At 51.6% G+C, this 11,603-nt stretch carries 13 protein-coding genes; all 13 read left to right on the plus strand.

Features of this window, described 5'->3' with window-relative positions; translation table 11 throughout:
• The first annotated feature begins 290 nt into the window (after positions 1-290).
• The 13 genes from ACO5JD_RS08990 to ACO5JD_RS09050 all read left to right on the plus strand — a co-directional run bounded on the left by ACO5JD_RS08990 (position 291) and on the right by ACO5JD_RS09050 (position 11,601).
• Positions 291-578, plus strand: a complete 288-nt coding sequence (locus ACO5JD_RS08990) for a hypothetical protein (RefSeq protein ID WP_484989306.1) — start codon at positions 291-293, stop codon at positions 576-578.
• A 25-nt stretch (positions 579-603) separates the two neighbouring features.
• Positions 604-1,407, plus strand: a complete 804-nt coding sequence (atpB, locus tag ACO5JD_RS08995) for a F0F1 ATP synthase subunit A (protein ID WP_484989308.1) — start codon at positions 604-606, stop codon at positions 1,405-1,407.
• 118 nt (positions 1,408-1,525) lie between these two features.
• On the plus strand, positions 1,526-1,720 hold the full coding sequence (locus tag ACO5JD_RS09000; protein WP_484989310.1) for an ATP synthase subunit c family protein: 195 nt from the start codon (positions 1,526-1,528) through the stop codon (positions 1,718-1,720).
• A 42-nt stretch (positions 1,721-1,762) separates the two neighbouring features.
• The gene (gene atpF, locus ACO5JD_RS09005) at positions 1,763-2,365 is read left to right on the plus strand and encodes a F0F1 ATP synthase subunit B (RefSeq protein ID WP_484989312.1); all 603 of its coding nucleotides are present in this window, start codon (positions 1,763-1,765) and stop codon (positions 2,363-2,365) included.
• Positions 2,352-2,831 (plus strand): F0F1 ATP synthase subunit delta, encoded by a 480-nt coding sequence (locus ACO5JD_RS09010; protein WP_484989314.1) that lies wholly within the window; start codon positions 2,352-2,354, stop codon positions 2,829-2,831. The genes atpF and ACO5JD_RS09010 overlap by 14 nt, the downstream gene beginning before the upstream one ends.
• Complete coding sequence (gene atpA, locus ACO5JD_RS09015) at positions 2,821-4,470, plus strand: F0F1 ATP synthase subunit alpha (protein WP_484989316.1); 1,650 nt, start codon at positions 2,821-2,823, stop codon at positions 4,468-4,470. Before ACO5JD_RS09010 ends, atpA begins: the two co-directional genes overlap by 11 nt.
• 8 nt (positions 4,471-4,478) lie before the next feature.
• Positions 4,479-5,396, plus strand: coding sequence for an ATP synthase F1 subunit gamma (atpG, locus tag ACO5JD_RS09020; RefSeq protein WP_484989318.1), 918 nt, complete (start codon positions 4,479-4,481; stop codon positions 5,394-5,396).
• Between the two features lie 5 nt (positions 5,397-5,401).
• Entirely contained in the window at positions 5,402-6,880 is a 1,479-nt protein-coding gene (gene atpD / locus ACO5JD_RS09025; protein WP_484989320.1) for a F0F1 ATP synthase subunit beta, read from the plus strand.
• A gap of 7 nt (positions 6,881-6,887) precedes the next feature.
• The gene (atpC, locus tag ACO5JD_RS09030) at positions 6,888-7,328 is read left to right on the plus strand and encodes an ATP synthase F1 subunit epsilon (protein WP_021626230.1); all 441 of its coding nucleotides are present in this window, start codon (positions 6,888-6,890) and stop codon (positions 7,326-7,328) included.
• Between the two features lie 21 nt (positions 7,329-7,349).
• Complete coding sequence (gene murA / locus ACO5JD_RS09035; protein WP_484989322.1) at positions 7,350-8,636, plus strand: UDP-N-acetylglucosamine 1-carboxyvinyltransferase; 1,287 nt, start codon at positions 7,350-7,352, stop codon at positions 8,634-8,636.
• Positions 8,637-8,735: 99 nt separating this feature from the next.
• Positions 8,736-9,179, plus strand: coding sequence for a metal-dependent transcriptional regulator (locus ACO5JD_RS09040; RefSeq protein WP_484989324.1), 444 nt, complete (start codon positions 8,736-8,738; stop codon positions 9,177-9,179).
• 80 nt (positions 9,180-9,259) lie between these two features.
• Positions 9,260-10,156 carry a UTP--glucose-1-phosphate uridylyltransferase gene (locus ACO5JD_RS09045; RefSeq protein WP_484989326.1) on the plus strand — a complete coding sequence of 299 codons (897 nt, stop codon included), beginning with the start codon at positions 9,260-9,262 and terminating at the stop codon, positions 10,154-10,156.
• Between the two features lie 11 nt (positions 10,157-10,167).
• Positions 10,168-11,601, plus strand: coding sequence for a phosphohexomutase domain-containing protein (locus ACO5JD_RS09050; RefSeq protein ID WP_484989328.1), 1,434 nt, complete (start codon positions 10,168-10,170; stop codon positions 11,599-11,601).
• Positions 11,602-11,603 lie beyond the last annotated feature (2 nt).

The raw sequence follows: 11,603 nt of genomic DNA on the forward strand, positions 1-11,603 counted from the left end.
CCTTGCACTGGGGCTTCTTGAAAATCTAGACTAGGCAAACTGCGGAACTATGGTGCTCGTTGCGCTCGAATTTGCCAAACTCGCAGTCTGTGCAATGCAGCATAAGAAGTCCTGTTCTCGGGTAGCCTACTATTATCTGCGCCCAATCTTGATGATAGGGTAAGCGAGGAATTCAAAAAAGGGTCTCGGACTTATGTGATGAAGGCGTAAGTTCGTATATAGTTCAGAGGGAGTACAATTTACGAGAACTATACTGCCGTCAGGTTTGACTTGCGGTAAGGAATAGCGCCTTGGAGACATGGAGTACAGCAGTTGTAGGTGCTATATGTGGCATAGTGGGAGCTCTCCCACAGGCATATTTGTTTGAGCGCGCTATACAACGGCGCGGGAAAGTGAGTATTGCTTTAGGGCTACTGAGTGTTATTGTGTCACTTTGTGTATTTGAACTTGCTCTTTTTGTCGTGTGGGTGGTTGCGCCAGAGCAAGAGCTGAGTTTTGGGATTGCGTTAGTAGCTGCATATCTCAGTCTTTGGACTGTTGAAGCAGTACGTGCCTGGCGAGATGCCCAAAAAGGCTAAGGCCAGGTTGGGGAAAGGACTTGCTGTGGAAGTCTTTGATAAGCTGCCAGCGGTTGTGGATGAGCTCGTAAGGAGCTTTGATTCCACACCAGCTTTTGGTAACCTAGGCTTTGGAATTACTCAGTATTCGTTCTGGTTGTACCTCTCCTGCATTTTGCTGCTTGTTCTCATGGTGGTCTTCACTAAGGCCCAAGCAAAATCGATTGCTCCTAAAGGCAAGTTTGTCAATGGTATGGAGTTCCTCATTGAGTTTGTACGCGATGATCTCTGTATTGGCATGCTTGGTCGCGACAAGTGGCGTAAGCACTTTCCCTATATTGCGACACTGTTTTTCTTTGTTTTGGTAAATGATGTGGTGGGTATTGTGCCTGGTATGCACCCTGGCACGGGCACCATTGGCACTACCGCAGCACTTGCTCTTGTATCTTTTATCTACTTTATCTGGATGGGCGTTAAAGCCAAGGGCGGCTGGGGTTATATCAAGAGTCTCGCCCCCGAAGGACTTCCCCTGCCCATGGCTGTGCTGGTATGGGTCATTGAGCTGTTCTCTACGTTGCTTCGTCCTATCACGCTGGCAATCCGACTTTTCTGCAATATGTACGCTGGTCACATCGTTATGGGCACCTTTGCTATTCTTGCTTCGATGTTCTTCCAGCCACTGTTGACTGCATTTAATCCTGCAAACGCGGCTGGAGTCCTCGCATCTGTTGCGTGGGTTCTTGTGCTCATCATCATTTATCTAGTTGAGATCTTGGTTGCCGCTATTCAGGCATATGTCTTTACGCTGTTGACCGCCGTTTATATTAACTCCGCTGAGGAGGGCGATTAGGCGCGCCAAAATACCGCAAAATTCGCGGCATAAATTGGCCTTGCGCGGGTATAACGCCCGCTTGGCATAACGTGTAAGAAATAGCACGCACGTAATTGGTAAGTCATAAGGAGGAACCGTGGGAGTTATTGGTTACGGCATCGGCGTTATTGGCGCTGGCTTGGGCATCGGTTTGGCAGCTTTTGGTGCCACGAGCGCAATGGCGCGTCAGCCTGAAGTACAGGGCCGTCTGTTCACCGTATTTATTCTCGCGTCTGCATTTGTCGAGGCCCTAGCTCTGATCGGCTTCGTCGTTACCCTGATTGCCAAGTAGGTAAACAGAGTGACACGGACGTTTTGGACGGAGGCTAGCAATATGGATAACAAGACGCCGAAGGGTGTGCGCAAGCTTGCTGCACTGAGCTTCGCCGCGATTTCAGCGGCTTCTCTCGCAGGTTGCAGCATGCCAGAAAGCGCGAGCATTCTGATCCCCAAGCCTGCGGAATTCATTCCCGCACTCATTGCCTTCCTAGTCATTTGGTTTTTACTGGCAAAGTTTGCTTGGCCTATGATTCTCAAGACTTTGGATGATCGCCAGGCAAAAATTCAGGAAGATCTAGATGCTGCAGAGCGGACTCGTGCCGCTGTTGAGCAGGAAAAGAAGGAATATGCGGCGCGCCTTGATCAGGCGCAGCGCGAGGCTGGAGAGATTGTTGCCGAGGCAAAGAAGGACGCAGAGTCTGTGCGTTCTGAGGTGCTTGCTAAGGCGCAAAAAGAAGCGTCGGGCATTATCGCAAAGTCGCATGAGGCCCTTGAAGGCGAGCGCCGTAAGGCCATGATTGAGCTCTCAGGCTCTGTTGTAGACCTTTCTGTTGAAATTGCAGGCAAGATTATCGGCAATGAGCTCTCCGAGGATCAGCAGCGTTCTCTTGCTGAGAAGTACCTTGCAGAAGTGGGAAAGACCAATGACAAAGAGTAGCGACGACAAGGAGAAGGTTGAGGCTTACGCTCGCGCGCTGATTGAAGCGGGTCGTGCTGAGGGTCGCCCCAACGCTGACCTCGTGCAGTGGCTGCATGCAGGTAAGTTCTCACCTGAGGTTCTCGAGGCACTGGGTGCCATGCATCATGCTGGTGACCTAGAGCTTATCGATGCTGTCTCCAAGCAGTACAAAGAGATTATCGATAATGAGGATGACACCGTAAATGTTACGGTGACCACAGCAGTTCCTCTGGATGAGGAGCTGCGCCGCAAGGTCAAGACAAAGGTCGAAGCAGATCTTGGCTGCCCTATTTATCTTGTTGAGCGAGTAGAGCCTGAGATTTTGGGTGGCATCATTCTCGAGCAGCGTGGCAAGCGTTTTGATGCATCGGTGCGTGCACAACTCACCAGCATCCGCAGGCAGCTCTCAACTACCTTTATCGGAGTTGATGACAATGACAAATAGCATTAGCTCTAGCGAGGTCATGAGTGCCTTGCGTGACAAGCTGGCGCATATTGGTGCAACAGTTGACCTCAATGAGGCCTCTGTTGTTACGTCGGTAGGCGACGGTATTGCTCGTATTGATGGTCTCAAGACTGCTATGGCAGGTGAGCTGCTGGAGTTTACCAGCTCTCGTAGCGCTCACTCGGTCTACGGTCTGGCTCAAAACCTTGATACAGACTCTGTTGGTGCGGTTTTGTTTGGCGAGGTCGACACCATCAAAGAGGGCGATGAGTGCCATACTACTGGCCGTGTTATGGATATTCCCGTAGGACACGCCATGCTTGGTCGTGTGGTAAATCCTTTGGGTCAGCCCATCGACGGGCAAGGTCCCATCAACACGACACATCGTCGTCCTATTGAGTTTAAGGCGCCGGGCATTATGGAGCGTCAGCCCGTTTGCGAACCTGTGCAGACCGGGCTTATGGCCATCGATGCTATGGTGCCTATTGGACGTGGCCAGCGCGAACTTATCATCGGTGACCGCAAAACAGGTAAGACGGCAATCGCTATTGACGCTATCGTCAATCAGCGCGAGACCGACATGATTTGTATTTATGTCGCAATCGGCCAGAAGGCATCGACTGTTGCCGCCATTCGCGAGGAGCTGGCACAGCGTGGCGTTCTTAACAAGACAATCATTGTCGCTGCTACCGCTGCAGACTCTGCTCCTATGCAATACATTGCCCCTATGGCAGGCGCTGCCATCGGCGAGTACTTCATGTACAACGATGCCAATGGTGAATCTGCTGATGCTGAACATCCCGGCGGACACGTACTTGTTGTCTACGACGACCTGTCAAAGCAGGCGGTGGCATATCGTCAGATGTCCCTGACACTACATCGTCCGCCTGGACGGGAGGCGTATCCGGGCGATATTTTCTACCTGCATTCACGTCTGCTGGAGCGTGCGGTAAAGATGAGCGACGCCAACGGCGGTGGATCTATGACGGCACTCCCCATCATTGAAACGCAGGAAGGCGATGTCTCTGCTTACATTCCGACCAATGTAATTTCGATTACTGACGGTCAGATTTATCTGCAGTCGAGCCTCTTCTTCCAGGGTCAGCGTCCTGCCGTTGACGTGGGTATTTCGGTGTCCCGCGTTGGTGGTGCGGCACAGCTTGCCGCTATGAAGCAGGTTGCTGGTACGCTGCGTTTGGATTTGGCAAGCTACCGCGAAAAGCAGGCCTTTGCACAGTTTGGCTCTGACCTTGACGCGACGACCCGCTATCAGCTCAACCACGGCGCACACATGATGGAGTTGCTCAAGCAAAAGCGCTTTGCAGCCCTTCCTGTTGCTGACCAGGTTATCTCGATTTTTGCTGCCAAGGAAAACTTCCTTGATGACATTGATCTTGAGAACGTCGTGGTGTTCCGTGACGAGCTGGCAAAGTACATGACCGACCGTCATGACAACCTGCGCTGTGAGATCGTCAAGGGAAAGATCAGCGACAAGCAAGCAGAGCGTCTCAAGATTCATATTGCGCACTTCAAGGAGAAGTTCCTAGTCAATCACCCCAACCATGAGGAGATTGATGTGGAGAGCATTTCTGAGGATGCACAGGATACCGATGACTCCCAAAAGCAGGGCAAGGCGTAAAGGTAGATATGGCGAATCTTCGTGAAATATCGCATCGCATGTCCTCCATTAGGAGCACTATGCAGATTACGCGCACGATGGAGATGATCTCCACGGCGCGTATTCAGCATGCACTCCAAAGAGCTGAGGAAGCAGGACCGTACAAGGATGCAATTACCAATATCCTTGCCAATGTTGCTGCAGCAAGTTCACTGTCTGAATACCCGCTACTCATTCAGCGTTCGCAGGAAAAGAGTGTGCTCTTTATTCTGATTGCTTCAGATCGTGGTCTTGCCGGCGGTTTTAATATCGTGCCTCAGCGCGAGGTAGAGCGTGAGATGCAAAAACTTGCCTCTCAGGGCAAGAAAACCAGTGTTATTACCTGTGGTCGCAAGCCTACTGAGTACTTTACCTACCGCAAGATGATTCCTGCACTTTCTTTTGTAGGGATTTCTGCCGAGCCTACACGTGAGGAAGCAGAGCGTATTGCTTCCTATGTGATGGATTCTTACAGCTCAGGCAGGGTAGACCGCGTTGTCATCAAGTACTGGCATGCCAAAAACCGCATGGAGCAGGAGCTTGTAACCGAGCAGCTGCTGCCTTTGTCGCGTGAGAGTCTCATGATGCCCAATGCGCCACGAGATCCCGAGGCAATGGGGGAGGTAGTGGTAAAACGCTATCCAGACTTTACCTTTGAACCTTCCGCTTCGGAGGTTTTGGGCTATCTGATTCCTTCGTATATTAGAACGGTGATTTTCCACGCACTTCTCGATTCGGCTGCAGCAGAACATGGCGCACGTCGTCGCGCTATGCAGTCGGCTACGGATAACGCAGAGGAAGTTTTAAGTAGTCTCGAGAGGACCTACAACCGCGTGCGTCAGGGCTCGATTACCACTGAGCTCAACGAGATTATCGGCGGCGCAGCTGCATTGGAGGATAGTGACTAATGTCTATGGAAACTACGAGAGAGCATAGCGCTCTTGAGGAAGCTGCAGTTCAGCAGATGTCTCGTACCGCTGGTACTGGCACCATTGTTCGTATCGTGGGTCCTGTCGTAGATGTGCAGTTTGGCAATCGCATGCCAAGCATCTATACCGCACTTACGGTTGAAGCCGATACGCCCATGGGCCACATCTCGACCATTCTCGAAGTCGAGTCTCAGTTGCCCAATCATGTCGTGCGCACCGTCGCTATGTCGTCGACTGACGGCTTGCAGCGTGGCGTTAAGGTCAAGGCTACCGGACACCCCATGATGATGCCTGTTGGCCAGTCTACCTTGGGTCGCGTGTGGAATGTCATGGGTCAGCCTGTTGATGGCAAACCCATACCCGACGATGTTGAGTATTACCCCATTCATCATCCCGCACCATCCTTTGACGAGCTGACCACCCAGACAGAGATTTTTGAGACGGGCATTAAGGCGATTGACCTGCTTGAGCCCTATGTTCGCGGTGGTAAAACTGGCCTTTTGGGTGGCGCAGGTGTTGGCAAGACAGTTTTGATTCAGGAGCTCATTAACAACCTTGCACAAGAGCATGGTGGCACCTCAGTCTTTACTGGCGTTGGTGAGCGTACGCGCGAGGGTACTGACCTCTATCTCGAGATGAAGGAATCTGGCGTTTTGGAGAAGACCTGCTTAGTCTATGGTCAGATGAACGAGCCGCCTGGAGCGCGTTTGCGTGTTGGCCTGGCTGGTTTAACTACCGCCGAGTACTTCCGCGACAAGGGTCAAGACGTACTGCTTTTTATTGACAACATCTTCCGTTTCTCGCAGGCGGGCTCTGAGGTTTCCGCACTGCTGGGTCGTATGCCATCTGCTGTTGGTTACCAGCCTACGCTGGCTACCGAGATGGGCGATTTGCAAGAGCGCATTACCTCGACGCAGCAAGGTTCTATTACCTCTGTTCAGGCAGTCTATGTTCCTGCGGACGACTTGACCGACCCCGCACCTGCAACAACCTTTACCCACTTGGATGCCACGACAGTTCTTTCGCGTTCCATCGCATCTTTGGGCATTTATCCTGCGGTTGATCCTCTGGCGAGCTCTAGCTCTGCACTGGATGCCAGCATCGTTGGCGAGGAGCACTATCGTGTTGCTGTAGCTGTGCAGGAGATTTTACAGGAGTACTCCGACCTGCAGGATATCATTGCCATTTTGGGTATGGACGAGCTTTCCGAGGAGCAGCAGCTAGTTGTTGCTCGTGCGCGCAAAATCCAGCAATTCCTGTCTCAGTCCTTCCATGTTGCCGAAAAATTCACAGGTAATGCAGGTGTGTACTGCAGCATTGAAGAAACTGTTCGCTCTTTTGCAGAGATTGTTGATGGCAAGTGCGACGATCTTCCCGAGCAGGCGTTCCGCTATGCAAGCTCGATTGATGACGTGCGTGCTCGCGCCGCCAAGATGGCAGAAAACTCTGTAGCGGGGGAGTAGGACGCCTATGTCTTCTATTACCTGCCAGTTTGTCCGTCCAGACAAACTTCTCTTTGAAGGACATGCCAAGGATTTGACTCTCCTCACCCCTTCGGGTGAGGTAGGTGTCTGGCCTGGGCATGCTGCTGAGATTTGCGCTCTTGGCGACGGCGTAGTGCGCCTGCACCCCGTCGACGAAGAGGGTGGTGGCCAGATGAACGTTATTATTTCGGGTGGCTATGCCGAAATTAGCAATGACACGGTCATCATCTTGGCTGACCACGCGCGTCGCTCGGATGATATTGAACCCGATGTTGTGCGACAGACGCGTCAAAAAGCTTTTGATGCAAAAGAGCAGCTTGCCGCAGATGACCACAGCAATGCGTATTATGACGAAAAGATTAAGTGGTGCAACCTGCTACTGAAGCACGCCGCCTCCTCTGATGCGACTGCTACAGTAGGAGAGTAGTAGCTGACGAAAGAGGGCCTCATGGAAGCAATACAAGTCGAGGGCGGACATCCCCTTAGTGGCGAAGTTATCGTTGAGGGTGCAAAAAATTCCACCCTAAAGCTTATGGCAGCTACCATTTTGGCCCCTGGTGTAACAACACTTACCAATGTGCCTAATATTGCCGATGTGCATGTGATGGGCAAGGTACTCAAGCGTCTCGGTGCCGAGATTGAGGTCGCGGATGAGCATACGCTCCGTATTGATACTTCAGGTGTTGACAAGTGGGAAACACCCTATCAATTAGTAGCTCAGATGCGAGCCTCAACAGCAGTACTCGGCCCTCTTTTGGGTCGTTTTGGCAAGGCAGTGGTTGCCATGCCTGGTGGCTGCAACATTGGTGCTCGTAAAATTGATATGCACATTCTTGGTCTTGAGGCTTTGGGTGTGAGTTTTGATATCGATCACGGCAACATCCATGCTTCAACACCTAATGGCTTGATTGGTTCGACGGTGACCTTGGAGTTTGCCAGTGTTGGCGCTACTGAAAACCTCATGATGGCGTCGGTGCATGCGCGCGGAACGACTGTTATTGACAATGCCGCTCGCGAACCCGAGATCGTCGATCTAGCCAATCTTCTTAATGAAATGGGCGCTCACATCAAGGGTGCAGGCACTCCTGTCATTGAGATTACAGGTACCAAAGAAACTCTTCATCCTGTGGAGCATCGTACCGTTGGTGATCGTATTGAAGCTGGTACCTTTATCGGTATGGGTGGGCTGACTGGCAGTCCTTTGACCGTACGTGGCTTTGACCCTCGACATCTTGATCTAGTTTTGCGCAAATATGAGCTTATGGGGCTTGATATTGAGCGTCTTTCTGATGGTGTTGTAGTGCGCAAAAATGGTCCTATTAAACCGACGGATATTCAGACCCTACCTTTTCCGGGTTTTCCGACCGATATGCAAGCGCAGACTATGTGCTTATTGGCACTTGCTAATGGCAGCAGTGTTGTAACCGAGAATGTCTTTGAGAATCGCTTTATGTTTGCCAGCGAATTGCAGCGCATGGGTGCTGATATTGTTATCAAGGGTCATCATGCTATTGTGCATGGCGTTTCTCGTTTCTCGGGAGCCGAAGTAAAGGCCCCTGATCTGCGCGGTGGTGCTGCACTTGTTATGGCTGGTCTTGTTGCTGACGGCTATACCACGGTTACCGATGTGCATCATATCGATCGAGGCTATGAAGGCTTTGTTCCCAAGCTCACCTCGGTTGGCGCCGTCATTCGCCGTGTTGATTTGCCCGATCCCAGTTTTGATAGCGAATAATCTCTATCTGCTTGACCGTTCACGGGTATTGTGATGTTTGGCAAGCCACTTCAGTGGGTAAAGTTAGCCTCAACTGATGTCGAATGAAGGGTTTTACATATGACTATAAAGTCAGGCAAGGTCAACACTCACGGTGCTGATAGCCTTTCTATGTCGAGCGAGGACTACCTCGAATCTATCTACAGACTGAGTCAGACAAGCGATAAGCCTGATCAGGGTGTTCACTCGGTAGATGTTGCCGATCAGCTGAATGTTTCCAAGGCAAGCGTTAACAAAGCGTTGACCGCCTTGAGAGAAGCTGGCATGGTCGAGCAGGTGCGCTATGGTCGTATCGAGCTTACGCCCCAGGGCCGTGAGTATGGTCGTGACATCTGGCGTCGCCACCTTACGCTGCGCGCTTTCCTTGAGCAAGAATTAGGTGTCGACCACGAGACGGCAAACGATGAAGCTTGTCTCATGGAGCACGATCTCTCTGCGGATACTATGGATCGCTGGGTCAGTTACCTAGAGAAGAAGGGCGTTTCTCTCAACATCGAGTCGTAGCCCGTAGAGGTACTCTCGCGCTCTGCTTTATACATAAAGAAATCTGTTAGAAAATGCAGCACAAACGAAAGGATTCTGTTATGAAGGCCGTCATCCCTGCCGCAGGTCTTGGCACCCGTTTTCTTCCGGCTACCAAGGCGCTGCCCAAGGAACTTCTTCCTGTGCTTGATAAACCTGTTATTCAGTACGTAGTAGAAGAGGCATTGGCGCCTTCTGCAGTTGATGGTGTTGTAATCGTTAACTCTCATGAAAAACCGCAGATAAACGAGTACTTTTCGGTGGATAAGCATTTCGAGGAATATCTTCGCGCGCATGGTAAAAGTAAAGAAGCAGAGCTTGTTCATGAAGCAGGCGCTCTACCGGTAAGTTTTGCGTATCAAGATGATCCGCGCGGTCTGGGTCATGCGGTACTTTGTGCTGCTCCTGAAACAGGCGATGAGTCTTTCTTTGTTCTGCTTGGCGACTATTTTGTGCCCGAAAAGCAGATGTGTGTACATATGCAGGAAGTATCTGAGGCTCATGGCGGTGCTTCTGTCATTGCGGTTGCGCCTGTGCCCGCCGATCAGGTGAGCCGCTATGGCATTATCGCTGGCGAGCGTGTTGAGAGCCTTTCTGGTATTGAGGGCGCAGCCAATGAGGAATCTGGCGCTGTCTGGAAGGTTAGTGGTCTGGTAGAAAAGCCTAGCCCAGAAGATGCTCCTTCCCATCTCTTTATTGTTGGTCGCTACCTGTTGTCTGCCCGGGTGATGGAGCTTTTGCGCACTCAAGGCCCTGGTGCTGGTGGTGAGATTCAGCTTACCGATGCAATGGCACGTCTTCTTGAAGAAGAAGAAATGTACGCTGTTGTAGTAGATCCCAACGAAGGCTGTGATACTGGCACTCCCGCTGCTTGGGCTGCTACCAATGCCCGTATGGCGCTTGCTAATCCCGCGATCCGTGACGCCTTCATTGAGGGTCTCGGCGGAGCTAGGGTCTAAGGGGCAGAATTATGCCCGTCATTAGGTTTGCTCCCTCTGGTTGGCAGGGGCGCTTTGACGGAGACTTTAGCGAAGCCAATGTCACGCGTGTCGCTGGAGCTATTGGTGCAATTTGGTCTCAGCGCTATGGTGACGCCCGTGTATATGTGGGCTATGACAGGCGCTACCACGCCGAATCATTTGCGCTGCTTATAGGCAAGGCGCTTGCGGCTTTTGGACTACAGCCACAGGTGTCCCTTGGCGCCTGTCCTTTGCCGGCTGTTGAATGGGCTGCGGCAAACGATAGCCATGCTGCGGGTGCACTAATGGTTACAGCTTCTGAGAGTCCCTGTGAATACGGCGGCATTATTGCTCGCGGTAAAGATGGCGGTCCCGTGACCTCTGCATTTGCGCGTGAAGTTGAGAGGCGTGTACTGGCGAATCCTCTTCCCACCTATGGTGAGGTTGAGCGAGCTGATTTAGTAAAACCTTATCTTGATAATCTTTTGTCCTACTTTGACACTGATCTGATTCGCTCAGCGCAGTTAAGGATTGTGCTTGACCCCATGTATGGTGCAGCATCTGGGGTTTTATACAGTGCGCTTGAAACGATGGGCTGCTCGGTTACTGAGATTCATGGGGACCGGCGTGAAGATTTTGATGGCTTGCATCCCAAACCTGTAGAGCCTTGGGTAGATGAGTGCGAGCAGCTGGTTATCTGTCAGCACGCGGATGTGGGTTTTGTGCTTGATGGTGATGGCGATCGTGCATCGCTTATTGACGAAAAGGGAAGGCTGATTGTTGCACACAATCTTGCTCCCTTAATCTTGGGTTATCTCGTTGAATACCATGGACTACGTGGCCGTGTGGTTACAACATTGGCGAGTTCTATGCGTACTGTTTCACAAGCAAAGCGCCTTGGCTTAGAAGTTACTCAAGTGCCCGTAGGTTTTGATCGCCTTTATGCTGAAGTGCGCCAGGGTGATGTTGTAATGGCTGCAGAGGAATACGGTGGCATCTGCATACCAGCACATCTGTATGAACGAGATGGCCTTTTGAGTTGTCTTTTGGTGTTGGAGCTTTTGGCACAGGAGAAGCGTCCTCTATCCGAACTTGTAGATGAGCTTTCCGAGCGTTTGGGTTCAATGTCATATATACGGCGTGATTTACGCCTGGATTCTGCCGCATCCCAAACTCTGCGCAATCTGCTTCCGGGACTCAACCCGCCTACTCTGGCGGGGATGGAGCCGGTATCGGTCAATCATGCTGAGGGACTGCGCGTGCAGTTCAAAAATGGCTCTTGGGCGATGTTGCGTCCATCTCGATCAGGCTCCTACGTGCGCGTTTATGCCGAAGCGGCAAATGCTGAGGCCCGTGATGCGCTTATTGAGGCCATGTCACAGCTTGCAAAACACCCCCATATATGGAAACACCATGGAGAGTCATCTATAACGCTCGCAAAGTAGGG

Source organism: Olegusella sp. (assembly GCF_057238325.1).